Origin of the sequence: Myxococcus qinghaiensis (genome assembly GCF_024198215.1) — a bacterium.
Classification (GTDB): domain Bacteria; phylum Myxococcota; class Myxococcia; order Myxococcales; family Myxococcaceae; genus Myxococcus; species Myxococcus qinghaiensis.
Genome location: NZ_JAKCFA010000031.1, coordinates 17,820 through 44,154, shown reverse-complemented (window position 1 = coordinate 44,154; position 26,335 = coordinate 17,820). Strand labels below are relative to the sequence as shown.

The following is a 26,335-nucleotide window of genomic DNA, read 5'->3' as shown; positions in this document are numbered from 1 at the left end:
CTCGAAGCTCCGGCGCTCAGGCCTTGTTCAGCGCCACCGCCACCCGGTCCAACAGGCCGTTGACGAAGGCGCTGGACTCCTCCGTCCCGAAGTTCTTCCCCAGCTCCACCGCCTCGTTGATGGTCACCTTGCGAGGGATGTCCGGACGGTACTTCAGCTCGAAGATGCCCACGCGCAGCACGTTGCGGTCGATGCGCGACATGCGGTCCAGCCGCCAGTTGTGGCTGTGCGACTCAATGAGCCGGTCGATTTCCGCGCGGTGGGCCTGCACGCCCTCCACCAGCTCGCGGGCGAACTTCACCGCGTCCGGCTCGCGCTTCTCCTCCTCCGACGCCGTCCACGCCGACTCCAGGGCGTCATTCACGGACGCGCCCGCCGCCATCTCCAACTGGTAGAGCGCCTGCAACGCCCGCTCACGTCCCGTTCTGCGCGCGCCCATGACTACCCCTTCCTCGTCGCATCGAGCGTGGCCAGCTTGCCGTACAGGTTCACCATCTCGATGCAGGCCAGCGTGGCTTCGGAGCCCTTGTTGCCGGCCTTCACGCCGGCCCGGTCGATGGCCTGCTCCACCGTGTCACACGTGAGCACGCCGAACGTGACGGCCGACGGGGGGCTGGCCGCCGCGGCGCTGAAGGCCACCGCGCCAATGCCCTTGGCGCACTCGCCCGCGACGTAGTCGAAGTGAGGCGTGCCACCCCGGATGACGGCGCCCAGGACGATGACTCCCGCGTACTGACGAGACTCCGCGACGCGGCGCACCAGCCCGGGCAGCTCATAGGTGCCGGGGCAGCGGTACACGTCCACGTCCGCGTCGGCCACGCCGTGGCGCACCAGCGTGTCGACAGCGCCCTTGGCCAGCTCCTCGGTGATGAAGCCGTTGAAGCGGGCGACGCAGATGGCGAAGCGGCCCTTGGGGGGGAGGAAATCACCTTCGATGTAGCGAGGCATGCGGGGCTTCCTACACCACCCAGGCTCCGCCGTCGCCTGCTACGGCGTCCCGAAGCCCGCCGCCCGGACGGCCGCCTCGGACACCCCACCCGGGGCCGGAGCGCCCGCCTGCCCGCGCTGGAGCAGGTACAGGCGCGCCACGTACTTCCCAATCGGGTCCGCCTCCAGGTTGACCCGGGCGCCCACCTTCTTGGCCCGCAGGGTGGTGCGCTCCTGCGTCTCCGGAATCAGCTGGACGCTGAAGCGGTCCACGCCCACGGTGTTGACGGTGAGACTGATGCCGTCGATGGCCACCGAGCCCTTCTCGATGAAGTACGGCGCCAGCGCCTCCGGCAGCCCGAAGACCATCACCCACGAGCCGCCCTCCGGCCAGGTCTCCAGCACCGTGCTGACGCCGTCCACGTGCCCGGAGACCAGGTGCCCGCCCAGCCGGTCCCCCAGCGCCAGGGCCCGCTCCAGGTTGACGCGGTCGCCCGGCCGCACGGCGTCCAGCGTGGTGCGCCGCAGCGTCTCCGGCGCGGCCTGCACGCGGAAGGTGTCCCCCGTGCGCTCCACCACCGTGAGGCAGGCGCCATCCACGGCGATGGACTCGCCCAGCGCGAAGGCCGCCGCGCCCAGCGACGTGCGAATCCACAAGTCCGTCATCCCGCCCGGAATGACGCGCTCCACCCCGCCGATGTCCTGAATGAGCCCGGTGAACATGACGGGGGCTTATAACGGACCCGCCGTCGCCACGCCCACGGACAGCCGGGGCCCCCGACGTCCGCCACTCAACGGCCCCGTCACTCCGACTCATGCATGAGCCCGCGGGCGGAGTCTCGGAGGGACGCCTACAGCAGCGCCTGGAGCAGGATGTCCTGCCCGTGCTGCTCGAAGGTGAGGTCCTTCACGGAGAGGGCCTGGGTCATCTCCTTCACGCCCAGGTCACCCGCCCAGGACATGCCCTGGCGTCCCAGCAGCTTGGGGGCGAGGAACAGGGCCAGCTCGTCCGCCAGGTGCTCGCGCAGGAAGGAGCCGTACATCTCCGCCCCACCCTCCACGAGCACGTGGTTGAGGCCGGACTTGCCCAGCCGGCGCAGCAGGGCCTTCAAGTCCACCCGGTCGCCCTTCTTGCGCAGCTGCCACACCTCCACGCCCTGGGCCAGGAAGCGCTTCGCCTTGCGCCCCTCCGGGTCCTCCAGCGTGGCGACGATGGTGCGCGCGGGGCTCTTCTGGGTGAAGACGGTGTAGCCGGGCGACAGGCGCAGGTGGCTGTCCACCACGACGCGCAGCGGGTCCTTGCCCTTCCCGCCGGGCAGCCGCGTGGTGAGCTTGGGGTCGTCGTGGCGCACGGTGTTCGCGCCCACGAGGATGACGTCCACGGAGTCGCGCAGCCGGTGCACCCACTCGCGCGCCTTCTCGCCCGTCACCCAGCGCGAGTCCCCCGTGGCCGTGGCCAGCTTGCCGTCCAGCGTCGCCGCGGCCTTCAGCGTCACCCAGGGGATGCCCGTGCGGATGGACTTGAAGAAGGGCCGGTTGAGCTTGTCGGCCTCCTCCTGCAGCACGCCGGTGACGACCTTCACCCCGGCGCGGCGCATCCGGGCCACGCCCTTGCCGCTCACCTTCGGGTTCGGGTCCGAGGAGCCGGTGAAGACGCGGCGCACGCCCGCTTCGATGATGGCCAGGCTGCACGGCGGCGTGCGGCCGTAGTGGTCACACGGCTCCAGCGTGGAGTAGAGGTCCGCGCCCCTCGCGCGGGAGCCGGCGGCCTCCAGCGCCACCACCTCCGCGTGCGCGGTGCCGGCCTTCTTGTGATAGCCGCGGGCGATGATGCGGCCACCCTTCACCAGGACGGCGCCCACCACCGGGTTGGGGCTGGTGCGGCCCAGGCCCTTGGCGGCCTCCTCCAGCGCGATGCGCATGAAGAACTCGGCCACGGCGCGGTCGAAGTCCGCCGCCCGTTTCGCCCGGGGCGCCCTGGTGGCTTCCAACCTGGCCCGCGTGAGCAGCCGCATGGTGTGTCCCTCTCAGCTTCCCCGGCCCGGAGCGAGGGGCGGCTTCGCCTTGCGCTCGCGCTCCTGGTCCTCGAGCAAATCCTTCAGCTCGTGCATGAACTCGGAGATGTCCCGGAAGCTCCGGTACACGGACGCGAAGCGCACGTAGGCCACCTCGTCCAGCTCCTGGAGCCGGCGCATGACCTCCTCGCCGATGACGGACGAGTTGATCTCCTTCTCGCCCATCCCCTGCAGCAGCCGTTCGATGGCCACCACCGTCTCCTCGAGCTGATCCGCGGACACCGGCCGCTTCTCGCACGCCTTCTTAAGGCCGCTGACAATCTTCTCCCGGTCGAACGCCTCGCGCCGGCCATCCTTCTTCACGATGAGCGGGTAGAGCTCCTCCACCCGCTCGTACGTGGTGAAGCGGCGCTTGCAGGCCAGACACTCGCGGCGCCGTCGGATGACGGAGCCCTCGTGCGACTCGCGAGAGTCGATGACCTTGTTTTCGGCGTCCTGGCAGAACGGGCAGCGCATGGAGACGGAGCTGAGCTCCTGGTCCCTTCGATTACTTGAGGCGCGAGGCGTACAGGGGGAAGCCCTGGGAGAGTTCCTTCACCTCGCCGCGGATGCGAGCGAGCGCCGCGTCGTCCTGCGCCGCGTCCAGCGCCGCGCCGATGAGCTTGCCCACCGTCGCCATTTCCGCCTCGCGCATGCCGCGCGTGGTGATGGCCGGCGTGCCCACCCGGACGCCCGACGTCACCATCGGCTTCTCCGGGTCGAACGGAATCATGTTCTTGTTCACGGTGATGCCCGCCTTGCCGAGCACCTCCTCGGCCACCTTGCCCGTGAGCTTCTTGGGCCGCAGGTCCACCAGCATCAGGTGGTTGTCCGTGCCTCCCGACGTCAGCCGCAGCCCGGCGGCCTTCAGCGCCTCCGCCAGCGCCTGCGCGTTGGCGACAATCTGGCGCTGGTACGTCTTGTACTCGGGCGTCAGCGCCTCGCGGAAGGCCACCGCCTTGCCGGCGATGACGTGCATCAGCGGACCGCCCTGGATGCCGGGGAAGATCTGGCTGTTGATGCTCTTGGCGTAGGGCTCGCGGCCCATGACCAGGCCACCGCGCGGACCGCGCAGCGTCTTGTGCGTGGTGCTGGTGACGATGTCCGCGAAGGGCACCGGCGAGGGGTGCACGCCCGCGGCGACCAGGCCCGCGATGTGCGCCATGTCCACCATCATCGCCGCGCCGACCTCGTCGGCGATTTCGCGGAACTTCGCGAAGTCCAGCGTGCGCGGGTAGGCGCTGGCGCCCACGACGATGACCTTGGGCTTGTGCTCGCGGGCCAGCGACTGCACCTGCGCGAAGTCGATGGTCTCCGTCTCGCGCGTCAGGCCGTAGTGGACGACCTTGTAGAGCTTGCCGGAGAAGTTGAACGTGGCGCCGTGCGTGAGGTGGCCGCCGGAGTTCAGGTCCAGGGACAGCATCGTGTCGCCCGGCTTCATCAGCGCCATGTACGCGCCCATGTTCGCCTGGCTGCCGGAGTGCGCCTGCACGTTGACGAAGTCGGCGCCGAACAGCTGCTTCGCGCGGTCGATGGCGAGGTTCTCCACCACGTCCACCACTTCGCAGCCGCCGTAGTAGCGCTTGCCGGGGTAGCCCTCCGCGTACTTGTTGGTGAGCACGGAGCCCACCGCCTCCATGACGGCGGGGCTGACGAAGTTCTCGGAGGCGATCAGCTCCAGGCCATCTTCCTGGCGCTGCGTCTCCTCACGGACCGTCCGGGCAATCTCGGGGTCCACGTCGGCCAGAGTGCGGGTGTTCTCCATGGCGGCTTTCCTCTCGACAACGGGTACCGCGACGGCCACTAGCCCTGGGACTCGGCCTCGCGAATCATCTGTACGCGCCGCTCATGGCGACCGCCCTCGAACGCGGTGCCGAGGAACGCCTCCAGGATGGCCCGGCCCACGCCCGAGCCCACCACGCGCTGGCCCAGGCACAGCACGTTGGCGTCATTGTGGGCGCGCGCCATGCGCGCTTCGAATTCCGTGGTGCACAGGGCCGCTCGGATGCCCCGGTGCTTGTTGGCGACGATGCTCATGCCAATGCCGGTGCCACACACCAGCACGCCCAGGGTGGCCTCACCGGACGTCACCGCCTTGGACACCCGGGCCGCGAAGTCCGGGTAGTCCACCGAGTCCCGCGCGAATGGACCCACATCCTCGTGGGCCACGCCGCGCTCCTTGAGCGCCGCCACCAACTCCTGGCGGAGCTCCAGGCCCGCGTGGTCCGAAGCAAGAATGACTTTCACGCGGGGTCTCCTCTCCTGCACCTAGCTGAAGCGCTTGAACAGCAGCACCGCGTTGGTGCCACCGAATCCAAACGAGTTGCTCATCACCGCGTCCACCTTGGCCTCGCGGGCCTTGTTGGGCACGTAGTCCAGATCACACTCCGGATCCGGGCTCGTCTGGTTGATGGTGGGCGGAAGGATTCCGCGCGCCAGCGCCAGCGCGCTCACGACGCCCTCGTAGCCGCCCGCCGCGCCGAGCATGTGGCCCGTCATGGACTTGGTCGACGACACCGCCACCTTGCGGGCGTGGTCGCCGAACACGGCCTTGATGGCCTTCGTCTCGTTCGCGTCGTTGAAGGGCGTGGAGGTGCCGTGGGCGTTGATGTAGCCCACGTCCTCCGGGTTCATCCCCGCGGACTGGAGCGCCAGCCGCATGCAGCGCGCCGCGCCCTCGCCTTCCGGCGCCGGCTGCGTCACGTGGTACGCATCCGAGTTGGCGCCATAGCCCACCAGCTCCGCGAGAATCTTGGCGCCGCGCTTCTTCGCGGCCTCCATCTCCTCGAGGATGAGCATGCCCGCGCCCTCGCCCATGACGAAGCCGTCACGGTCCTTGTCGAACGGGCGGCTGGCCGCTGCCGGGTCATCATTGCGCGTGGACAGCGCCTTCATCACCGAGAAGCCACCCAGCCCCAGAGGGGTGATGGCCGCCTCGGCGCCGCCGGCGATGGCCGCGTCCGTTTCGCCCAGCTTGATGGACTTCCAGGCCTCGCCAATGGCGTGGGCGCTGGTGGCGCAAGCGGACACAGGAGCCCAGTTGGGCCCCTTGCAGTTGTAGCGCATGGAGATGAGGCCAGGCGCCATGTTGACGATCATCTGGATGATGAAGAAGGGCGACAGCCGGTCGAACCCCTTCTCCAGGCCCTTGCGGTGCTGCTCCTCCAAGGAGGAGATGCCGCCAATGCCCGAGCCCACGATGACGCCCACCCGCTCCGGCGTGTAGCCGTGCGGCACGTCCGGGCCTACGGGAAGCCCAGACTCCTCCACCGCCATCGCCGCCGCGGCCATGGCGTACTGCGCGTAGAGGTCCATGCGGCGCACTTCGCGCCTGTCGATGAACTTCTCCGGCTCGAAGTCCTTCACCTCGCCGGCGATTCGCGTGTCTATCTTCTTGGGGTCGAAGCGAGAGACGAGGGAAATGCCTGAAGTGCCGGCAAGCAGCGCCTGCCAGTTCTTCTCGGTTCCTGTACCCAGTGCCGAGATGAGCCCGGTACCGGTGATGACGACTCGACGGTGTGACACGGTCCTCTCCGGTGGCGCCTGGGACGCCGGGGACGCCGCGCTGGACGCGGCATCTCCCCGCCCCCCGGCACGCCGTGGTGCTGCCTACTTCTTGTGGGTGGTGATGTAGTTGATGGCGTCGCCGACGGTCTTGATGTTCTCGGCCTCCTCGTCGGGGATTTCGACCTCGAACTCCTCTTCCATCGCCATCACGAGCTCCACGATGTCGAGGCTGTCGGCGCCAAGGTCCTCGATGAAGGAAGACTCGGGCTTGATCTCATCCTCACCCACCCCAAGCTGATCGGCGATGATGCCCTTGACCTTGGTCTCAATTACGGACGTCGACATAAGTGCTGAACCCTCCAGGAACCAGATGTAGGCCCGGAAGGCTTCCCGAGCCCTGTCGAAAGCCGGCGCGGTATATCCCACGGCCGCCGGCAATCCAACCTTGGGTTACATGTACATGCCGCCGTTGACCTTCAGGACCTCGCCGGTGATGTAGGTCGAAGCGTCACCTGAGAGGAAGAGGACGGCCTGGGCCACCTCTTCCGGGGTGCCCAGCCTGCCCAGCGGAATGCCGCCAATCATCTTCTGGCGCAGGTCGTCATTCAGGTGGGCCGTCATGTCCGTGGAGATGAAACCCGGGGAGACGGCGTTGACGCGGATGCCACGGCTGGAAAGCTCCTTCGCCACCGTCTTCGTCAAGCCGATGAGCCCCGCCTTGGCCGCCGAGTAGGCCGACTGGCCGGGGTTGCCCATATCTCCCACGACGGAGGTGACGTTCACGATGGCGCCGCCCCGCTGCTTCATCATCGGCCTGCAGGCCGCGCGGATGAGGGCGAAAGGGCCCCGCAGGTTGGTGTCGAGCTGTTTGTCCCAGTCCTCGTCCTTCACCCGCATGACCAGGCCGTCCACCGCCGTGCCCGCGTTGTTGACGAGCACGTCCAGCCGGCCGTGCGCCTTGACGATGCCCTCCACGGCGCTCGTACAGGCGTCGGTGTCCGCCACGTCGAAGCGCAGGGCCTCCGCCTTGGCGCCCTCGGCGGTGAGCAGACCCACCGTCTCCTGGGCCGCCGCCTCGTTGCCCGCATAGCTGATGATGACCGTGGAGGCGCCCGCCTTCGCGAAGGCCACCGCGCACGCACGGCCGATGCCGCGCGAGCCACCTGTCACCAGCACCACCTTGTCCTTGAAGCTCATGCGCTCACCCCAGCGCCGCGAGGACCTTCTCCAGGCTCGCGGCGTCCTCGACGTTGAAGAGTTCGATGTCCTTGGTGATGCGCTTGATGAGGCCGCACAGCACCTTGCCCGGGCCCAGCTCCACCACGCGCGTGACGCCCTCGGCCTTCAGCGCCTCCACGCACTCAATCCACCGCACCGGCGCGCTCACCTGCTCCAGCAGCAGCGGGACGATTCGCGCCACGTCCGAGTTGGGCCTGGCCTCCACGTTCGTCACCACCGGCACCGACGGCGCCACCAGCTTCACGCCGCCCAGCACCGCCGCCAACTTCGGCTTCACCGGCTCCATCAGCGCGCAGTGGAAGGGCGCGGACACGGGCAGCGGCATCACCCGCTTGGCCCCGGCCTCCTTGCACTTCACGCCCGCGCGCTCCACCGCCGCCGCGTCGCCGGCAATCACCGTCTGCTCGGGCGAGTTGTAGTTGGCCGGAGACACCACCTGGCCCTCGGCCGCCTCTTCACAGGCCGCCTTCACCTTCGCCGGCTCCAGGCCCAGAATCGCGGCCATGGCGCCCACGCCCGCGGGCACCGCCTCCTGCATGAAGCCGCCGCGCGCCCGCACGGACTTCGCCGCGTCGCCCAGCGACATGGCGCCCGCGGCCACCAGCGCGGAGTACTCGCCCAGCGAGTGGCCCGCGACGAACGACGCCGCCGGGCCCCGCTTCGAAAACACGGCGTGCGCCGCCACCGACACCGTGAGGATGGCCGGCTGCGTGTTGGCCGTGAGCTTCAGCGCATCTTCTGGCCCCTCGAAGCAGAGCTTGGAGAGGCTCTCGGCGAGCGCGTCGTCAGCGGCCTCGAAGACGGCGCGGGCCTCCGGGAACTTCTCGAAGAGGTCCTTGCCCATCCCCACGGCCTGACTGCCCTGCCCGGGAAACACGAATGCGACCTTCGCCATGTGCGGTCTCTGCCTCCTGAAACGTCCAGTCCCGTTGCCCGACTACCAGCGCACCACCGCGCTGCCCCACGTCATGCCCGCGCCAATCGCCATCATCGCGATGACGTCTCCGGACCGGAGCCTTCCGGCGCGGTGGGCCTCGTCCAGCGTCATGGGCAGGGACGCGGACGACGTGTTGCCGTACTTGTGCAGGTTCAGCCAGCACTTGTCGCGGGGAATCTCCAGCCGCTCCAGCGCCGCGTCCAGGATGCGGACATTGGCCTGGTGGGCAATCACGTGGTCCACGCCCCGCGCCGTCAACCCGTGAGAGGCGAGCGCACCCCGCGTGGAATCCACGAGCGCGCGCACCGCGAAGCGGAACACCTCGCGCCCCTTCATCTTCAGCTTGTGGAGGTGGGCCCGGACGCCCTCCTCCGTCATCGGCGTGCGAGAGCCGCCGCCCGGAATGGTGAGCGCGTCCGCGAGCGTCCCGTCGGTGAACAGGTGGGTGGAGAGGATGCCCCGCCCCTCCGCCTCCGAGGGCGCCAGCACCATGGCCCCCGCCCCGTCTCCGAAGAGCACGCAGGTGTTCCGGTCCGTCCAGTCCACCACCCGCGTGAGCAGCTCCGCGCCCACCACCAGCGCCCGCTTCACGTGGCCCGAGCGCATGAATTGATCCGCGATGCTCATCGCGTACAGCGAGCCCGCGCACGCGGCGGCCACGTCGAAGGCGAAGGCCCGGCGCGCGCCCAGCTTCGCCTGCACGAAGGCGGCGCACGAGGGCATGGGCATGTCCGCGGTGATGGTGCCCACGACGATGAGGTCCAGCTCCTCCGGCGCCACGCCCGCCATCTCAAGGGCCTTCAGCGAGGCGGCGACGGCCAGGTCGCTGGTGGCCTCGTCGTCCGCGGCGCGCCGCCGCGCGTGGATTCCCGTGCGCTCACGAATCCAGGCATCGGACGTGTCCACGCACGCCTCCAGCTCTTGGTTGGTGATGACCCGGGAGGGAGCGTAGGAGCCGGTGCCGATGATCTGCGTGCATGCCACGAGGGTTCTCCGCAAGAGGAGCTTCATCGAACCCAACGCCCAGGCGCCGGTCTCTAATCGGAAACGGCTTCCTCTGTCCCTCTTTTTCCCCTCGGGTGGGTAGGGAGCCAGGCGGAGGCGCGGGCGATGCATTGCGTCAGCTCCTCCTGGAGTCCCCCCTTCGCGGTGGCCAGCGCGGCCCCCAGCGCGTTGTGGATGGCCCGAGGAGAGGAGCGCCCGTGGGCCACGATTCCCACGCCCCGCAAGCCCAGCAGTGGAGCGCCTCCGTACTCGGCGTAGTCCACCATCTTCCGCAGGCCCTTCAGCGCCGGCTGGAGCAGGAGCGCCCCCAGCTTCTCGGACAATCCGCCCCGCTTCTCGATGGCCTGACGCAGCATGCCGATGACGCCCATGCCCACGCCCTCGGATGTCTTGAGGACGACATTCCCGGTGAAGCCGTCCGTCACCACCACCTGCACGTCACCCGAGAAGAGGTCCTTGCCCTCCACGTAGCCGGCGAAGTCCAGGTCTGACTGGCGCAGCAAATCGCTCGCCTCGCGCGTCAGGAGCGTGCCCTTGGAGGCCTCCTCGCCGTTGGACAGCACCGCCACCCGGGGACGGGCCACGCCCAGCAGCAGGCGGACATAGGCCTCGCCCAGCACGGCGAACTGCGCCAGGTGCGACGGGCGGCAGTCCACGTTCGCGCCCGCGTCCAGCAGCAGGCAGCGCCCGCCGCCCTTGAGCGCGGGGAAGAGCGCGGCGATGGCGGGACGCTCCACGCCCGGCAGCCGGCCCAGCGTCATCAACCCGCCCGCCATCACCGCGCCCGAGTTGCCCGCGGACACCAGCGCGTCCCCGTGCCCGTCCTTCACCAGCTCGAAGCCCACCCGCAGCGACGAGTCCCGCTTGCGGCGGAAGGCGGTGGAGGCGTGGTCATCCATCTCCACCACCTCGGACGCGTGGTGCACGCGGAGGTTGGGCGGAGGCAGCCCTCGCCCCAACAAGGGCGTCACCCGGGCCGTGTCGCCCACGAGGACGACCTCGTGCTCGGGGTGGGCCCGGGCGAAGAGCACCCCGCCCTCCACCGGCGCCCCCGGCGCGTAGTCTCCCCCCATCGCGTCCAGGACCAGCCTCATCCGCGCCCTCTCCGTGCCTGCGTGCGTGTCATCCAGAAACCCACCCGGTCCGCCGGGCGGCGCGCAGCACACCAGGAACCTCCCAGGGGGGCAACGACTCGCTTGCCTCCCCACGTGGGGTGGGTCCAGGTGGGCGGCGCCGGGGTGGCTCGCGTGGGAGGCTCCCGGGTTGGGATGATCCACGAGGGCGGGCAGAAATGAGCCCATCACCAGCGTTGTCCCGGCGGACCGCGTGAGGTATCTGGCGGTCGGGCGGCCCCGAGACACTTCGTGGTGTGACTGGGCAGTACACGCGCATTGACTCGGGCCTGATGAGCCGCTAGGGTCCGCCGCCTTTCAAGCCGGACCGGGAGTACGCGAGTTCGTCGCGACTGCTTCCAGGCCGGTGTTGACCGACATGTTGCGCAGGCAGCCGGGGACCCCGGCACAGCGCGTGAGACAGAGGTGAGCCGTGGGCGTCCCCAAGAAGCGTACTTCGAAGATGCGTCGTGACACTCGTCGCGCTGGCAACAACAACCTGCGCACCGCCGTGCAGGTGACCAAGTGCCCCAACTGCAAGGAGCCGGTGATGCCTCACCGCGCCTGCACGTCGTGTGGCCAGTACAAGGGGCGGGAGCTGCTGCCCCAAGCCGAGGCCTGAGGCCTTGCCAGTGACGCTCCTGAAGAGGGGCGTCGAGCAGCACGAAGGGCCGCGCCTCCCCAATCGGAGGTCGCGGCCCTTGCTCTTTTCCGGCCCCGAATCCCACCGGGGCCGGCGTCCTCACCGGACTTCAGTTGCCGAGCTTGATGTTCTTCAGCGCCGCGAGGCGGGGATCCACCTGCTTCGTGTCACACTCGCACTGGGCCTCGTTGAGGTTCGTTCCACACTGCGAGCACAGGCCCTTGCAGTCGTCCTTGCAGACCAGGTTCATCGGCAGGGCCAGCAGCAGCTGCTCGCGGACGATAGGGTCCAGGTCGATGGTCTTCCCATTGAAGACCTCCTGGTCCACGCCATCGATTTCGAACGAGCCGCCCGTCTCCCCCTGCTGGCGCTCCTTCTTCTCCATGGACTTCTCGTCTTCGTCCTTGAAGTCGTCGCCCCGGACCATCGACTCGGGCACCAGGTTCAGCGAGAAGACCACGGGCTGGGCCAGCTCCACGTCCTTGAGGCAGCGCTTGCAGGGACTGGTGACGTGCACGGTGAAGTTGCCGTTCAGCAGCACCCCGCCGCTCACCCTGCGCAGCGTGGCCTTGAGCTGGGATGCCTGCGTGGCCCGGAAGCCGGTGTCCAACCCGGACGTCGTCCCCTCCAGCGCGGTGCTCAGCAGCTCCGGCGAGATGGGCTCGTCCAGCTTCAGCCCCGCCTCATGAATTTGTTCAACCTTTACGAGCATTTACGCGACATCCAGGTAAAATTGGGCGGGCAACATAGAGGGCGGCCCCTCCACCGTCAACACGCCCGGGTTCAACAGCACCGCGAAGATGTCACTGCGCCGTCACCACCGGTGGGGTGGCCTTCGTGGATCCTCCAGACAACGCTTTGATAGGGTCGGTTTGATGCACAGGCACGAATTGCCGTTGCGCGTGGGGGCACTCTTCCTCGTCGTGGGCCTCCTGGCTCCACCGGGGCTTGCCCGTCCCCTCTTCCCCGCGCCCGCCCTCTCCCAGCTCGGGCCAGCAAGCCCAGAAATCACCCGCGCCCGCGAGCAAATTGACGACGGCGAGTTCGAAGAGGCCCGCCGCACGCTCCAGGCGGGCCTGGACGCCCCGGACGTCACCGACGACCAGTTGGTGGAGCTCTACCGCCTGCTCGGCCTCACCGCCCTGTACCTGGGCGACGAGGACCAGGCGCGCGAGGCCTACGAGAAGCTGCTCCAGGCCCGCCCCGACTACGAGCTGCCCCGCACCGCGCCTCCCAAGCTGCGCTCGCTCTACGCGCGAATCAAGGAGGACATCCGCAGCCGGCGCGTGAGGCCCGTGACGCTGGACGTGGACCCGATTCCGGACCCGCCCGGTGGCGAGCCCATCGTCGTGGAGGCCACCATCCAGGAGCTGGCGCTGGGTGCCCGCGCGCGGCTGTTCTACCGGCGCGCCGGAGACCAGGCCTACAACTCCGTGGACTTCGCGAAGGACCGTGGCGAGAAGGAGCGCTTCCGCGCCGTCGTCCCCGCCTACGACGTGCCCGTGGAGCCGGAGCCCTACGAGGTGGAGTACTACTTCGAGGTGGTGGACGCCGCGCAGCGCCGGCTCGCCGGCCGGGGCGACTCGTTCCAGCCGCTGCTCTTCCAGGTGGCACCGCAGCGCTCGACGGCGGCCGCCGCCGAGGTCTCCGAGGGACGCCCCTGGTACAAGAGCGCCTGGCTCTGGGTGGCCGTGGGCGCGGTGGCCATTGGTGGCACCGCCGGCGTGGTGGCCCTCTCCTCCTCCGAGGACCGCGGCCGCGTCCCCATCACCATCCGCGTGGACCCCGCCCAGCCATGAGCCTCCGCATCCTGAAGTTCCTGCCGCTCGCCGCCGTCCTCTGCGCGTGCGGCCCCGATGACTCCGCGACGGTGGGCCGCTTCGGCCTGGACGTGACGATGTCCCGCGCCGTGGCCAGCGAGGTCCATGCGCTCCAGGTGAGCGTGCTGAAGGACGGCTCGCGGCGCAGCTGCACCGAGCTGCAGCGCACCTGCCTCAACACCCAGGTCAAGCGAGAGGACCTGGTGGTGCTGGAGGACGTGCGCGGCAACGAGGGTCGCGCGCTGCGCTTCACCGTGGACCTGGCCGCGATGCAGAACGGCGTCGGCCAGGCCCTGGAGGTGGACGTGCCCGTGGGCCGCGACTACGCGCTCGTCATCGAGGCCATCGCCGTGGGCTCGCCGTCGCGCTTCCTCGGCAGCTCCTGCAACTACCTCAAGGTCGTCAACTCCGGCGACAACGTGCCGGTGGTCGCCGCGCCGCTCGTGCTGACCGAGCAGTCCTGCGACCCCTCCATCTCCCCCTGAGCGAGCCGGCGCCCGCGTCCTCGCGGGTGCCCATGACACCCACGCTCGCGGCCCCTTTCCGCTACACCTTCTTTCGCCGAGCCACCCGAGGACACCCCAGAGGACCTTATGACGCGCATCCTGATCATCGAGGACGAGCAGGACCTCGCCGGGCTCGTCGAATACAACCTCCGGGCAGCGGGCTTCGAGACGGAGTCGGCGAACACCGGCGCCGGAGGCCTGGCCCGCGCCCGGGCGAATCCCCCCGACCTGCTGCTCTTGGACATGATGCTGCCGGACATCGCGGGCGGCGAAGTGCTGCGCATGCTCAAGCAGGACCCGGAGCTGCGAAAGACGTCCGTCATCATCGTCAGCGCCAAGGGCCAGGAGTCGGACCGCGTGCAGGGCCTGGAGCTGGGTGCGGACGACTACGTGGTGAAGCCCTTCTCCGTGCGGGAGCTGCTCCTGCGCGTCAAGGCGGTGCTGCGCCGGGGCGACGCCGACGAGGGGCCCGCGCAGGTGCTCGCCGCCGGGGACATCCTCCTGGACACGTCCCGCCACCAGGTGCGCGTGAAGGACGTGGAGGTGGTCCTCACCGCGCTGGAGTTCCGCCTGCTGCGCACGCTCTTGGAGCGCAGCGACAGGGTGCAGACGCGCGAGGTCCTCCTCTCCGACGTCTGGGGCATCCAGGCGGAGATCCACACCCGCACGGTGGACACGCACATCAAGCGCCTCAGGGAGAAGCTGGGCCCCGCGGGCGACATCATCGAGACGGTGCGCGGCGTCGGCTACAAGCTCAGTCCTCCCTAGGCGTTCGGCCTCATGCCCCTGCGCTACACGCTCCTGCCGCTGCTCCTGCCGGCCACTCTTGTCGGGCTGCTCGTGGCCATGCTGGGCACGCCGGGCGCCGCGGTGCCCGTGGCGCTCATCACCCTGGCGGGCTCCCTCATGGCGCTGGGCCTGAGCCGCGGCGCGCTGCAGCGGCAGTTGGACCGGCTGGCGCGCAGCACGCGCGGCCGCGCCGAGGGCAGCGGTGGCTCGGCGCCGGACCCGGACCGGCTGGAGGAGGTGGCGAGCCTGGAGGGCGCCATCGACACGCTGCACACCCGCCTGTCCGCGCGAAACACGGAGCTGAACCAGGAGTCCCGCACCCTCTCCGCCGTGCTGGACAGCATGGCCGAGGGCATCTGGGTGACGGACGCGGAGGGCACCGTGGTCCGCCACAACGACGCGCTCCGGAACATCCTCCAGACGGGCGCCCCCATCGTCGGGCAGCGCCCCCTGGCCGTCCTGCGCGATGACCAGCTCCACGACGCCGTCATGCGCGGCTGCCTGGAGGGGGCCTCCACCCACCTGGAGCTGGAGTTGGAAGGCCTGTTCCCCCGCACCCTGTCCGTGCGCGTGACGCCGCTGGGGCGCGACTTGCCGGGCAGCGCCGCCGTCTTCCACGACGTCACCGAGCTGCGCCGGCTGGAGAAGGTGCGCCAGGACTTCGTCGCCAACGTCTCCCACGAGCTGCGCACGCCGATTACCGCCATCCGCGGCTACGCGGAGACGCTCCAGGGCGGGGCGCTCGGCGACGCGCAGGTGGCGCCACGCATGGTGGAAATCATCCACCGCCAGTCCGAGCGCCTGTCCGAGCTGGTGGAGGACCTGCTGGAGCTGTCGCGCCTGGAGTCGCAGCAGGTGAGCCTGAACCTCACCGACGTCCCCCTGGCGGAGGCCGCCGCCCGCGCCGCCGACACCGTGCGCCCCAAGGCCGAGGGCAAGGGCCAGGTGGTTTCACTCCACGTCCCAGCGGGGCTGGTGGCGGTGGGAGACCCACGCGCGGTGGAGCAGGTGCTGCTCAACCTCCTGGACAACGCGGTGAAGTACACGCCGGCGGGGGGCCGGGTGGACGTGGACGGGGCGTGTGAGGACGGGCGGTGCGTGGTGCGGGTGCGGGACACCGGGGTGGGGATTGAGCCGCGCCACCTGTCGCGCATCTTCGAGCGCTTCTACCGGGTGGACAAGGGCCGGAGCCGGGACATGGGAGGCACCGGGTTGGGTCTTTCCATCGTCAAGCACCTGCTCCAGGCCATGGACGGCGAGGTCAAGGTCGAGAGCCAACCGAACGAGGGCAGCACCTTCACCATTTTTCTGCCCCAGGCGGCTCCCGCTCGGTCTGCGACGGGGTAGGATGGCACGACCATGCGGGTCGCCATCCTCGCGGACATTCACGGCAACCTCCCCGCCTGCGAGGCCGTCCTGGAGGACATCGCGCGCTCCGTGGCGCCCGACTTCATCGTCGCCGCGGGCGACCTCGCGCTGCGCGGAGCGCACCCTCGCGAGACGGTGGACCTGCTCTTCGACCGCTGCGACTCGGTGCTGATGGGCAACACCGACTGCTACCTCGCCGGGAACTACCTGGGCGGTGCGTACCGCGAGAGAGACCACTGGAAGACGGAGCTCTTGCGCTGGACGAGAGACCAGCTCGGCGACGCGCACCTGCGCCAGCTGGGCGCCCTGCCCTTCTCCGTGCGCTACACGCCGCGCAAGGGACAGGACCTCTTCGTCTGCCACGCCAACCCGCGCAACCTCGAGGAGTCGCTGGACCCCACGCTGGATGACGTCGCGGTGCGCCGCTACTTCGCGCACCTGGACGCGGCGGCGTGCGCCTTCGGCCACCTGCACTTCCCCTACCGCCGCCGGGTGGGCCGCATGCTCATCGCCGACGTGGCCAGCGCGGGCATTCCGCGCGACGGAGATTTGCGCCCCGCCTACGGCGTCTTCACGTACACGCCCAAGGGCTGGCGCGTGCAGATTCGCCGGGTGCGCTACCCGGTGCGCAAGGCCACCCAGGCCCTCACCGCGCGCCGTGTCCCCGGTGGCCCGCTGCTCATCCACAAGCTGGTGGAGGCGCGCTACCGCCACCACAACGCGCTGATGGAAGCCGCGCGCCGCCACTCCGGCCTGCCGCCTCCGGGCCCCGTGCTGCGGCCTCCACCGGGCGCCCCCATCCGCAACGCGGCGGTGCCCATGGAAGGCCGTGCGCCTCCGGACATGGACCCCGCCTCGCTGCCCACGGACATGGACGGCACCGTGACGGATGCGACTCCGCTGCCCCTGGATGTGTTGAACGACCTGGACGGCTGAGGTTTGTCGCCAGGACGTTGCTTGCCCGGACGGGTGGAGGGTGGTTGAGGCAGGCCACCATGTCCGCTCGCGAACTGCCGCTGCTGCTCGTCCGCCACGCCAAGGCCGAGGACACCCACGTCCTGGGTGACGAAGCCCGCGCCCTCACCCCGGAGGGCCGCGCCCTCTTCCGTCAGCACGCGCGCAAGCTGGCCCGCCTCACCCCGCTGCGGGGAATCGTCACCAGTCCGCTGGTCCGCGCCGTCCAGACGGCGGAGCTGCTCGCCGAGGCCCTGGGCCTGTCGCGCGTGGAGGTGCACCCCGCGCTGGTGCCGCGCAGGAGCGGCGCCCGGCGCATCCTCGAGCTGGCGCGGGAGCTGGGGCCGGGCTTCGCGCTGGTGGGCCACAACCCCTCCCTGGAGCAGGCGCTCGCGCTCGCGCTGGGCGACGACACGCAGGCGCCGGAGAAGCTGCGCAAGGGCACCGCCGTGGCGCTCCAGTCCACGGGGGATGACGCGGGCTTCCAGTTCGTCTGGTGGGCCGCGCCGGGCCGCGCGCTCAAGCGCTACGACACGCACGAGTGAGCAGGGCTCAGCCCTCCGCCGCGCCCACGAGGAAGGACACCAGGAGCAGCGTCAGCACCACGGTGGTGATGGCCACGTAGAGCCGGTCCTTCTGCTGCCGGAAGATGAGCAGCGACAGCGCCACGCGCATCACCGGCACGGCCATCATCACCAACAGCCCCGCCATGACGAAGGACTGACCGCGCGCGGCCATGGCGCCCGCCACCACGTCCGCCAGCCCGTGCGGCACGGGGTGCGGCGCGGTGAGGCGCTCCAGCGCCTCGGATGAGACCAGGTAGTCGGGGTGGCGGAAGAACGTCACCGTCGTGCCCAGCGTCACCAGCGACAGGCTGATGAGGACGCCGTAGCGCAGCAGGTCGCTGATGAGCAGCTCCGGCACCAGGGGCACCGCCTCCGGCCCCGGGGGCACCATGACGCTGGCGGGCTGCGGGGGACGAGGCTCGGACGACGGCGCTTCGCTCATGACGTCCACCCCTTGCGCAGCATCTCGAGGGCCACCCATAGCAACAAGCAGACGAAGAGCGCGCGCAGCCACGACGCATTCACCTTCGCCATCAGGTGCCGCGAGCCCAGCCACGCGCCCAGCGTGACGCCCACGCACACGGGGCCGGCGATGAACGGGTCGATGTGGCCTCGCGCGAAGTAGACGCCCGCGCTGGCCGCCGCCGTCACGCCAATCATGAAGTTGCTGGTGGCCGTGGAGACCTTCAGCGGCAGCCGCATCGTCAAATCCATGGCGGGCACCTTCAGCGCGCCCGAGCCGATGCCCAGCATGCCGCTCACCGTGCCCGCCACGTACATCAACCCCAGCCCCGCCAGCGGCCGGGTGACGCGGTAGCCCACCTCGCGCCCCGTGGACTCGTCCCAGTAGCTGCCATGCAGCCCCAGCCGGTCCGCCAGCGCGTCCTCGGGCACCGGAGCGACCTGCGTCGAATTCATCCGCCGCAGCATCACCAGCGCCGAGCAGGCCATGACGGCGCCGAAGACCAGGTACACCCCGCGCCCGCCCACCCGGCCCGACAGGAAGGCCCCGGTGAGCGCGCCCGCCGTCGTCGCCAGCTCCAGGAACATGGCCACGCGCAAATTCGCCATGCGCTCGCGCACGTACGCCGCCGCGGCGCCGCTCGACGTGGCGATGACGGAGACGATGGAGGCACCCACCGCGTAGTGGATGTCCACCTTCAATAGCAGGGTGAGCACCGGGATGAGGATGAGCCCGCCGCCAATGCCCAGCAGCGAGCCCAGCAGTCCCGCGCCGACGGAGAAGCCCAGGACGACGAACGTGAAGAGGAAGGGGGTCATGCGGCGCCAGGCCGCATCCTTCCTCTCCAGCGCCGGATTTCCAATCAGGAGTCACGGCCGCGTGCGGGCCGTGCCCCTTGCCTGCCTGCTACGACAGTCCGCCGCTCAGTGTCCGCTGGCCGCCACGGAGTGGATCCGGGCGACACCCTCGCCGGGCCCCGCCTGGTTCGCCGCCCGGCCCTCGTCGGGGTGGTAGAGCGGGTCGCCGCCGAGCTCGCGCAAGAGCGCCTCTCCCACCAGCTCCGTCATGGGGATGAAGCGGCCGTGGGCCGGACGCCACACGTGCACCTGGGCGCTGGCGATGTCGAACCACCACCCGTGCAGCCGCAGCTTGCCCGCCGCCACGCGCTCCTTCACCAGCGGGTAGCTGGACACGTGCTCCAGTTGCTGCAGCACGTTGAGCTGCGACAGCTTGTCGTACTCGGGCAGTCCCTCGCCCACCGTCGTCCCCGCCTTGAGCGTCGCCAGGGACTGCTTGCCGTGCGAAAGCCACGCGGAGAGGTTGGGGGCACCGGCCACCTCGCCGCCCCCCAGCACCGCCTTCATCGCGCCGCAGCTCGAGTGGCCGCAGATGACCAGGTCCTCCACCTCCAGGTTGGCGATGGAGAACTCCAGCGCCGCGGCCTCGGACTGGTCCCCCATGGAGACGCCGTGCTTGTCCGACGGCGGCACCAGGTTGCCCACGTTGCGGACCACGAAGAGGTCGCCGGGGTCCGTGGACACCATGAGGTTGGGCACCAGGCGGCTGTCGGAGCAGGAGATGAAGAGACAATCGGGCGACTGCCCGTTGGCCAGTCGCGCGAACACGTCTCGGTAGGCGGGCCGGCTCTTGAGCTGGAAGTCCAGCAGACCACGGATGAGCTTCTTCATCGGGCACCTTCAGAGGCAAGAGTGTTGGTGGAGACCTGCGAACCGACTTCGGAACTGGAGGACTTGGACGTCCCACTGCGGACCCAGACCTCTTCGAGCGACTCCATGACGACCGAGCCACCCGTCTTGCGATGCGTGTCACTCCAGCTTTCGATGGCCTCGAAGCCCGAGTGGTCCAGCGTCTCCACGGACAGGTCCACCTTCACCCTGGAGCCCGCGGGAACCTGCGCCAGCGCCATGGACAGCCGCGGCACGCCGACGAAGGTGAGCGAGCCCGTCACGCGCACGAGGTACTCCCCATGCGTCTCCTTGACGTCCACCTTCACGCTGCCCAGCCGCCACAACAACCGGAGGATGGCCACCATCAATCCCAGGCCAATGCCCGCCAGCAGGTTGATGCCGACGACGCCCGCCACCGTCACCGCGTAGACGAGCACCTCGCCGCGCTTCTGCAGCTCGCGGATGTGGTGCAGGTTCACCAGCTTGGTGCCCACGACGACGAGCAGACCCGCCAGCACCGTCAGCGGCACCAGGCCCGCCACCGAACCGAGCGTGGTGACGAAGACCAGCAGCAAGACGCCGTGGATGATGGCGGACCAGCGCGACTTCGCGCCCGCCGAGATGTTCGCCGCGCTGCGGACGATGACGCCGGTAATCGGCAGACCGCCCACCAGCCCGGACACCGTGTTCGCCACGCCCTGCGCGAACAGCTCCTTGTCCAGGTTGGCCCGCGGCCCCGTGTGCATCTTGTCCGTGGCCACCGCCGACAGGAGCGACTCCGCGCTCGCCACCAGCGCCAGCGACAGCACCGCCGCGATGAACGCTCCCCAGTTGCCGGTGGGAATCGTCGGAAGCTGCATGTTGCTGAACACGTTGTCCGGCAGCACCACGCGCGCCACGTCCGCGCCCCAGAACACCGACGCCGCCGTCGCGCCCACCACCGCCACCAGCGGCGCCGGCACGAGCTTCAGCTTGCCCTTGGCCAGGAACGGCCACACCACCATCAACCCGATGGTGACCAGGCCCAGCACCGCGGCCGGGCCATGCAGGCCGATGATCTGCTCCGGCAACTCCTTGATGTTCTGGAAGGCGCTCGACTGGGGACTGCCACCCAGGACGATGTGCACCTGCCCCAGCACGATGAGGATGCCGATACCCGCCAGCATCCCGTGAATCACGGCGGGCGAGATGGCCAGCGCCGCGCGGGCCACCTTGAGCCCGCCGAAAATCATCTGCAGCACGCCCGCCACGGCCACCGCCGCGCACGTCATCGCCAGACCCATGGTCTGGATGAACCCGAACACCATCACCGCCAGGCCGGCCGCGGGCCCACTCACTTGAAGTGGCGCGCCACCCAAGAGGCCCACCACCACGCCACCCACCACGCCGGCGATGAGGCCCGACACGATGGGCGCACCCGAAGCCAGCGCGATGCCCATGCACAAGGGCAGCGCCACCAGGAAAACCACGAGGGAAGCGGGCAGGTCAGCGGCCAGGTTCTTCCAGGCCGAGCCAGCGTTCCCATCACTCGTCGTCATGCCACACACCTCCACGAGAAGACGCCACCCACGGTGGCGCACGCTGAGTCTCGCGGTGCGTCATGGCAATGACCGTGCCATGACCCAAGTGCATGAATTTACTGAGAGTTACGGCGCCCGGGAGCGGCCTGCCAATGAAAGGAACTTCAAGTGGCCGCGCGGGACTTCAAGAAACTTGAGCAAGGAACTTGAAGCCCCTGCCTGGCGCGTCGTCAGGGCCCGCCCGACGCCTCAGGACTCGTCGAGCTTGCGCAGGAACGTGGGGTAGGAGAGGCCCAGGGCCTTGGCCGCCTCCATCCGCCGGCCGTCCAGCCGTCCGAGGACATGCTTCACGTACAGGCGCTCCACCTCGTCCAGCGTGCGAGGGGCACCCGACACCACGAAGGCGTCCGGGTCCGTGGCGGACGGCCCCAGGGGACCTCTCGGCTCCAGGGCCTGCAGCTCCAGCGCGGGTCCGGGCTCGAGCACCAGCGCGCGCTCCAGCACGTTGCGCAGCTCGCGCACGTTGCCCGGAAACGGGTAGCGCGCCAGGCGCGCCTTCGCGGCGTCGGAGAAGTCCACGGGCCTGCGCCCCAGCTCCGCGCACAGCTCCACCAGGAGCGACTCCGCCAGCGGCAGCACGTCCTCGCGGCGCTGGCGCAGCGGCGGAATCTCCACGCGGAAGACGCTCAGGCGGAAGTACAGGTCCTCGCGGAAGCGGCCCTCCGCCACCTCGCGCGTGAGGTCGCGGTTGGTGGCCGTGACGACGCGGGCGTTGCTCGTCAGCTCCGTCGTCCCGCCCAGCCGGCGGAAGGCACCCTGGTCCAGGAAGGTGAGCAGCTTGGCCTGGAGGCTGAGCGGCAATTCGCCAATCTCGTCGAGGAAGAGGATGCCGCCGTCGGCCACCTCCACCAGCCCGCGCCGGGCCGCGCGCGCGTCGGTGAAGGCGCCCCGCTCGTGGCCGAACAGCTCGCTCTCCACCAGCGCGGAGGGCAGCGCGGCGCAGTTGACGTGGACGAAGGGGCCCTGGTTGCCCTGCACGTTGTGCAGGTGGCGCGCGAGCACCTCCTTGCCCGCGCCCGTCTCGCCCGTAATCAGCACCGGGCTGCGGGGCGCGGTGGCGATGCGCTCAATCATCTGCAGCGCGGCCACCATCGCCGGCGCGCGCGGCCGCAACAGCCGACGCCGCCCGCCCAGCTCGCTCTCCGCCTGACGCAGCCGCTCGTGGAGCTGGAGGTCCGCGGCGGCGCGGCGCGCGCGCAGGACCAGGTCGTCGAGCTCCACCGGCTTGGACAGGTAGTCGCGCGCGCCCTGCTTGATGGCGTCCACGGCGCTGGCGATATCGCCGTGCGCCGTCACCATCATCACCGCGGTGTCGGGGAACTGCGCGCGCAGCTCCGGCAGCAGGTGGATGCCGTCTCCATCCGGCAGGCGGCGGTCCAACACGACGACTTCGGGGGCCTGCCGGGCGAGCGCCGCGCGAGCGTCATGGAGCGAGTGCGCCAGCGTCACCCGGAAGCCCTCGTGACGCAGCACGGTGGCGGCCAGCGAGGCGAAAGTGCGGTCGTCGTCCACCAACAGCAGATGGATGCTCATGTGGTGCGCTCCAGCGGCAGCCGCAGCGTGAAGAGGCTGCCCTGTGGACGGCGGGTATAGGTCAGGCTTCCACCATGCGCCTCCACGGACGTGCGCGCCATGGGCAACCCCAGGCCCACGCCTTTCGCGCGTCCGGTGGCGAAAGGCTCCCACAGCCGGGGCTCCAGCCGGGGGTCCACGCCTCCCGCGTTGTCCTCCACCACCAGCAGCGCCTCCTCGCCGTCCCGCGACAGGTTCACCGCCACCCAGGGCGCGGGCCTCAGGCCCGTGTCCTTCGCGACCGCGCCCGCCTCCACCGCGTTGCGCACCAGGTTGTCGATGGCCGAGACGAGGAGCGCCGCGTCACCCTGGACGGCCAGGTTCTCCTCCAGCGACGTGCGCAGCTCCACCTCCTCCGACTCCGGCAGCATGCGCACCGCCTGGAGCGCCTCCTCCACCAGCAGGTGCAGCTCGCAGCTGCGCCGCATCGCGGCACGAGGGGCGCCGAACGAGAGCAGCGAGCGCGCCAGGTGCCCCAGCCGCTCCACCTGGGAGCGCAGGCCCCGCACCGGCAGCTCGCTGCCCGCGGGCGTCGTTCGCAGCACGGACAGGGCGGCCTGGATGCCGTTGAGCGCGTTCTTCACCTCGTGGGCGATGAGCGCCGCGGCGGTGCCCAGCGCGGCCATCGTCTCCTGCCGGCGCAGCCGCTCCTCCGCGGCCAGCAGCGAGCGGTAGGAATGCCGCAGCAGGACGAGGAACAGGCCCAGCGTGCAGGTGAGCAGCGCGATGTGGAAGGCGAGCTGGCGCAGGAAGCGCGAGCGCAGCCCGGACGTGGCGGACTCCTCGTCCTCCAGCACCACGAGGAGCAGCTCGCTGCGGCCCACCCACGCCGCCGCGCCCATCAGCCGGTTTCCCTCCAGCACCAGCGGCCCCGGCGCCCGCGCCAATGAGCGCAGCGCCCCGGAGAAGTCCTCCTGGTGGGAGAAGGGCGACGACGGCAGGAGCAGCCGGCCGCGCGCATCCATCAGGAACAGCGCCGTCTCCTCCGTGGAGCGCGTGGGCAGCGCCTCCGTGCGCACCTCGCCGAGCAGCACGCCCTTGAGCTGGCCCTCCTTCATCATCGGCACCGCGACGACCAGCGGCCCGCCCTCGCCCTCCAGGAGGTCGATGGTCGGCGCCTTGCGCTCCACCATCCGCTGGAACCACGGGCGCCGGGTGATGGGGGACGCCCCCAGCGACATGCCGGGCGGGTCGCTCCACACGCGCTCGCCTCGCGGACCGAGCAGGGCCACGCCCTCCGAGAAGAGGGACGAGTGGTAGAAGGCACTGTCGAGCAGCGCCTGCTCCGCGGGGGACGCCCCGTCCTCCGGGAGGAGCGTGGGGTGTCCCGCCACGCGCGCCAGCTCCGCCTCCAGCAGCAGCAGGTGGACGCCCAGGGCATCGGCCTGGACTCGCGCCTGGTTGGACAGGTGCCCCAAGAGCTCCTCGCGCGCGTTGCCCACGTCCTCCAGGTAGCCGAGCACGGGGCTCGTCAGCGCCACGACGCCCACCAGCCCCAGGCCGAGCAGCGCCGAGCGGCCACCGCGCCGCTGCGTCTGCGCCAGCTCGCCCGGCGTGGGGGTCAGCGTGGGCACCGGCAGGGTGCGCAGCGGTGGGGACGAAGGCGGCGAGGAGTGCGGGTCAGGCGGAGTCATGGGGGGCTCACCCCGCCGTTGTGGCACAGCCCCAAGGCGGGTGGGAACCAGAACACGCGGCGGCGCCGGGTTCCTCCGCGCTCAGGGCCCCCTCCCCTTCCCCCGGACGCGGGCCCTACTCGATTTCGTCCTGGAGCCCCGTGCGCAGCGCGGACGGCGTCAGCGTCACGGGCTCCCCGCCCCCGCGCATCCGGTCCAACACCTGCCGCGCCCGGTCCACCTTCACCTCGCCCTCCTGGACGAGCAGCGCGGCGATGGCCTCCACCCACTCGGGCGGCGCGCCGACGCTGGACGCCACTGTGCGCGCGTGCAGCGACATGTGGCCGCGCTGGATGCCCACCGAGCCCAGCGCGCGAATCGCCGCCAGGTTCTGCGCGAGCCCCACCGACGCGAAGATGCACGCCAGCTCCTGCACGGAGGGCTGCCCCAGCACCTTGAACGCGGCCTGGACGCCCGGGTGCGCCAGCAGCGAGCCCCCCACCGTGCCCAGCGCCAGCGGCAGCTGGATTTCACCCAGGAGGTGGCCCGCCTCCCGGCGCCACACCGACAGCGGGCCATACCGCCCCCCGCGAGCCGCATAGGCGTGCGCGCCCGCCTCGATGGCGCGCCAGTCCTGCCCCGTGGCGAGCGCCACCGCGTCGATGCCGTTCATGATGCCCTTGTTGTGCGTCGCGGCGCGGTACGGGTCCGCCAGCGCGAAGCGGCTCGCCTGGACGACGCCCTCGGCGATCTCCCCGCCACTCAGCCCGAAGTCCGCCAGCGCCCGCTCCGGAATCGAGCAGCGCGCGCGGGCCAGCCTCCGGTCCGACAGGCTGGAGAGGATGCGCAGGTAGACCTTGCCCCCGGTGAGCTGCTCGATGCGGGGCGCCAGCCCCTCCATCATCGTGTTCACCAGGTTGGCGCCCATGGCCTCCTGCGTGTCGACGTGCACGTGCACCACCAGCAGCGGCTCCATGCCGGGCCCCTCTGGTGGCGGCAGCAGCCGGACCTCCACGTCCTTGGCACCGCCGCCTCGACGCTCCATGTTCGGGTGCAGGCCGTTGGCCAGCGCCAGCAGCTCCGTGCGCGCTTCCAGGATGCGCGCCATGGCGAAGCTCGGCGGCCCGAAGCGGGTGAGCTGAATCTGACCAATCATCATCGACGGGTCCGCGTCCGCGATGAAACCTCCCGCCGCGCCCACCAGCTTCGAGGCGAAGGAGGCCGCCGCGATGACGGACGGCTCCTCCACCACCATGGGCACCGCGTACTCCCGCCCGTTGACCTTCAGATGCAGCCCCAGCCCCAGCGGCAGACTGAAGAGCCCCACCGCGTTCTCCGCCATCGACAGGGCCGACTCCATGGTCAGCCCCCTGGCTCCGGTGAGCCCCTCCAACGCCTCCGTATCGAGCCCCAGTCCCGATTCCAGACGCTCGCGACGCTCCTCCAACGACAAATGATGAAAGCCGGAAAATACCGACTGATTTGACTCATTGCCACGAGCACCCTGGGTATCCACCAGCTCCTCAGCCATCAATCACCTCACATCGACACAATCCCTCTCAAATGAGTCACTGACAACCCATGAGCAATATGACACATCCTCATCCCCCCATGACTGCTGTTACCCCCTGAACACTTGAGGGGAACCGGGGTCCTGCAGCCCACAGTGGATTGGTACCCAGGAACAACACGCGTCGTCCCCTGGTACCTGGCGCGTCACCCGCCCGAATCCCTCCCTTTCCAGACATCGAAACAACCCGACTCCCCGACAAAACACCAGACAAGCCCGCACCCCGAGCCCGCACCACCGCGGCACGTCTGGCTTTCACGAATGTCTCAGCGACGTCTCGCCCGCAGGGACATCTGGCCTGACGCCCCCGCACGCGTCATCGCGTGTGGACTCATCGCCGGAGTGGGCTGTCACCTTCTGTCGGGACTTCGCGCGGGGTGCACGCGCCCGCCAGCCTGTCCGCCCTGGGCCTTCCTCACACA

Annotated in this window: 28 protein-coding genes; 7 read left to right on the top strand and 21 right to left on the bottom strand. The window is 70.1% G+C overall.

Translation table 11 applies throughout. The annotated features are described in order from the left end of the window. Nucleotides 1-16 precede the first annotated feature (16 nt). The 13 genes from nusB to plsX all read right to left on the bottom strand — a co-directional run bounded on the left by nusB (nt 17) and on the right by plsX (nt 10,763). Nucleotides 17-439, bottom strand: coding sequence for a transcription antitermination factor NusB (gene nusB / locus LZ199_RS40110; protein ID WP_163869689.1), 423 nt, complete (start codon nt 437-439; stop codon nt 17-19). A 2-nt stretch (nt 440-441) separates the two neighbouring features. Further along, nucleotides 442-948, bottom strand: coding sequence for a 6,7-dimethyl-8-ribityllumazine synthase (gene ribH / locus LZ199_RS40105; protein WP_253999087.1), 507 nt, complete (start codon nt 946-948; stop codon nt 442-444). 39 nt (nt 949-987) lie between these two features. Continuing rightward, complete coding sequence (locus LZ199_RS40100) at nt 988-1,650, bottom strand: riboflavin synthase (RefSeq protein ID WP_253999086.1); 663 nt, start codon at nt 1,648-1,650, stop codon at nt 988-990. Between the two features lie 128 nt (nt 1,651-1,778). Continuing rightward, nucleotides 1,779-2,942: a bifunctional diaminohydroxyphosphoribosylaminopyrimidine deaminase/5-amino-6-(5-phosphoribosylamino)uracil reductase RibD gene (gene ribD / locus LZ199_RS40095; RefSeq protein ID WP_253999085.1), complete on the bottom strand. Its 1,164-nt coding sequence runs from the start codon at nt 2,940-2,942 to the stop codon at nt 1,779-1,781. Between the two features lie 12 nt (nt 2,943-2,954). After that, nucleotides 2,955-3,458, bottom strand: coding sequence for a transcriptional regulator NrdR (gene nrdR / locus LZ199_RS40090; protein ID WP_253999084.1), 504 nt, complete (start codon nt 3,456-3,458; stop codon nt 2,955-2,957). A gap of 31 nt (nt 3,459-3,489) precedes the next feature. Beyond that, entirely contained in the window at nt 3,490-4,746 is a 1,257-nt protein-coding gene (locus LZ199_RS40085; RefSeq protein WP_253999083.1) for a serine hydroxymethyltransferase, read from the bottom strand. A 38-nt stretch (nt 4,747-4,784) separates the two neighbouring features. Then, a complete protein-coding gene (gene rpiB / locus LZ199_RS40080; protein ID WP_163869683.1) occupies nt 4,785-5,228 on the bottom strand; it encodes a ribose 5-phosphate isomerase B in 444 nt (147 codons plus the stop codon). Between the two features lie 21 nt (nt 5,229-5,249). Then, on the bottom strand, nt 5,250-6,506 hold the full coding sequence (gene fabF / locus LZ199_RS40075; RefSeq protein ID WP_253999082.1) for a beta-ketoacyl-ACP synthase II: 1,257 nt from the start codon (nt 6,504-6,506) through the stop codon (nt 5,250-5,252). An 84-nt stretch (nt 6,507-6,590) separates the two neighbouring features. Continuing rightward, on the bottom strand, nt 6,591-6,833 hold the full coding sequence (gene acpP, locus LZ199_RS40070) for an acyl carrier protein (protein ID WP_163869745.1): 243 nt from the start codon (nt 6,831-6,833) through the stop codon (nt 6,591-6,593). Nucleotides 6,834-6,938: 105 nt separating this feature from the next. Next, nucleotides 6,939-7,685 carry a 3-oxoacyl-[acyl-carrier-protein] reductase gene (gene fabG, locus LZ199_RS40065; RefSeq protein ID WP_253999081.1) on the bottom strand — a complete coding sequence of 249 codons (747 nt, stop codon included), beginning with the start codon at nt 7,683-7,685 and terminating at the stop codon, nt 6,939-6,941. Between the two features lie 4 nt (nt 7,686-7,689). Next, entirely contained in the window at nt 7,690-8,622 is a 933-nt protein-coding gene (gene fabD / locus LZ199_RS40060; RefSeq protein ID WP_253999080.1) for an ACP S-malonyltransferase, read from the bottom strand. A gap of 42 nt (nt 8,623-8,664) precedes the next feature. After that, nucleotides 8,665-9,648: a beta-ketoacyl-ACP synthase III gene (locus LZ199_RS40055; protein ID WP_323390240.1), complete on the bottom strand. Its 984-nt coding sequence runs from the start codon at nt 9,646-9,648 to the stop codon at nt 8,665-8,667. A 53-nt stretch (nt 9,649-9,701) separates the two neighbouring features. Next, on the bottom strand, nt 9,702-10,763 hold the full coding sequence (gene plsX / locus LZ199_RS40050; RefSeq protein WP_253999078.1) for a phosphate acyltransferase PlsX: 1,062 nt from the start codon (nt 10,761-10,763) through the stop codon (nt 9,702-9,704). Nucleotides 10,764-11,214: 451 nt separating this feature from the next. On the opposite strand from plsX, the gene rpmF reads away from it, so the two are divergent. Further along, a complete protein-coding gene (gene rpmF, locus LZ199_RS40045) occupies nt 11,215-11,403 on the top strand; it encodes a 50S ribosomal protein L32 (RefSeq protein ID WP_141644364.1) in 189 nt (62 codons plus the stop codon). Between the two features lie 130 nt (nt 11,404-11,533). On the opposite strand, the gene LZ199_RS40040 is transcribed toward rpmF, so the two are convergent. Continuing rightward, nucleotides 11,534-12,136, bottom strand: a complete 603-nt coding sequence (locus LZ199_RS40040) for a YceD family protein (protein ID WP_253999077.1) — start codon at nt 12,134-12,136, stop codon at nt 11,534-11,536. A 163-nt stretch (nt 12,137-12,299) separates the two neighbouring features. Between LZ199_RS40040 and LZ199_RS40035 the strand changes: the two genes are divergently transcribed. The 6 genes from LZ199_RS40035 (at nt 12,300) to LZ199_RS40010 (ending at nt 17,406) form a co-directional block, all read left to right on the top strand. Next, nucleotides 12,300-13,223 carry a hypothetical protein gene (locus LZ199_RS40035; RefSeq protein WP_253999076.1) on the top strand — a complete coding sequence of 308 codons (924 nt, stop codon included), beginning with the start codon at nt 12,300-12,302 and terminating at the stop codon, nt 13,221-13,223. After that, nucleotides 13,220-13,729, top strand: a complete 510-nt coding sequence (locus LZ199_RS40030) for a hypothetical protein (RefSeq protein ID WP_253999075.1) — start codon at nt 13,220-13,222, stop codon at nt 13,727-13,729. Before LZ199_RS40035 ends, LZ199_RS40030 begins: the two co-directional genes overlap by 4 nt. A 108-nt stretch (nt 13,730-13,837) precedes the next feature. Continuing rightward, on the top strand, nt 13,838-14,518 hold the full coding sequence (locus tag LZ199_RS40025) for a response regulator (RefSeq protein WP_253999074.1): 681 nt from the start codon (nt 13,838-13,840) through the stop codon (nt 14,516-14,518). A 12-nt stretch (nt 14,519-14,530) separates the two neighbouring features. Next, nucleotides 14,531-15,886, top strand: coding sequence for a sensor histidine kinase (locus LZ199_RS40020; protein ID WP_253999073.1), 1,356 nt, complete (start codon nt 14,531-14,533; stop codon nt 15,884-15,886). 12 nt (nt 15,887-15,898) lie between these two features. Then, nucleotides 15,899-16,843, top strand: a complete 945-nt coding sequence (locus LZ199_RS40015) for a metallophosphoesterase family protein (protein WP_253999072.1) — start codon at nt 15,899-15,901, stop codon at nt 16,841-16,843. A gap of 59 nt (nt 16,844-16,902) precedes the next feature. Next, entirely contained in the window at nt 16,903-17,406 is a 504-nt protein-coding gene (locus tag LZ199_RS40010) for a SixA phosphatase family protein (protein WP_253999071.1), read from the top strand. Between the two features lie 7 nt (nt 17,407-17,413). Here the strand turns inward: LZ199_RS40010 and LZ199_RS40005 are convergent, their stop codons facing one another. The 7 genes from LZ199_RS40005 to LZ199_RS39975 form a co-directional block, all read right to left on the bottom strand. Next, complete coding sequence (locus LZ199_RS40005) at nt 17,414-17,869, bottom strand: DUF1634 domain-containing protein (RefSeq protein WP_253999070.1); 456 nt, start codon at nt 17,867-17,869, stop codon at nt 17,414-17,416. Next, complete coding sequence (locus tag LZ199_RS40000) at nt 17,866-18,708, bottom strand: sulfite exporter TauE/SafE family protein (RefSeq protein ID WP_253999069.1); 843 nt, start codon at nt 18,706-18,708, stop codon at nt 17,866-17,868. The genes LZ199_RS40005 and LZ199_RS40000 overlap by 4 nt, the downstream gene beginning before the upstream one ends. A gap of 105 nt (nt 18,709-18,813) precedes the next feature. Then, nucleotides 18,814-19,578 (bottom strand): carbonic anhydrase, encoded by a 765-nt coding sequence (locus LZ199_RS39995; RefSeq protein ID WP_253999068.1) that lies wholly within the window; start codon nt 19,576-19,578, stop codon nt 18,814-18,816. Next, the gene (locus tag LZ199_RS39990; RefSeq protein WP_253999067.1) at nt 19,575-21,116 is read right to left on the bottom strand and encodes a SulP family inorganic anion transporter; all 1,542 of its coding nucleotides are present in this window, start codon (nt 21,114-21,116) and stop codon (nt 19,575-19,577) included. The genes LZ199_RS39995 and LZ199_RS39990 overlap by 4 nt, the downstream gene beginning before the upstream one ends. Before the next feature lie 231 nt (nt 21,117-21,347). Continuing rightward, complete coding sequence (locus LZ199_RS39985; RefSeq protein WP_253999066.1) at nt 21,348-22,691, bottom strand: sigma-54-dependent transcriptional regulator; 1,344 nt, start codon at nt 22,689-22,691, stop codon at nt 21,348-21,350. Further along, nucleotides 22,688-24,364: a sensor histidine kinase gene (locus tag LZ199_RS39980; RefSeq protein WP_253999065.1), complete on the bottom strand. Its 1,677-nt coding sequence runs from the start codon at nt 24,362-24,364 to the stop codon at nt 22,688-22,690. Before LZ199_RS39980 ends, LZ199_RS39985 begins: the two co-directional genes overlap by 4 nt. A 115-nt stretch (nt 24,365-24,479) precedes the next feature. Beyond that, nucleotides 24,480-25,874, bottom strand: coding sequence for a hydroxymethylglutaryl-CoA reductase, degradative (locus LZ199_RS39975; RefSeq protein WP_253999064.1), 1,395 nt, complete (start codon nt 25,872-25,874; stop codon nt 24,480-24,482). Nucleotides 25,875-26,335: the final 461 nt, after the last annotated feature.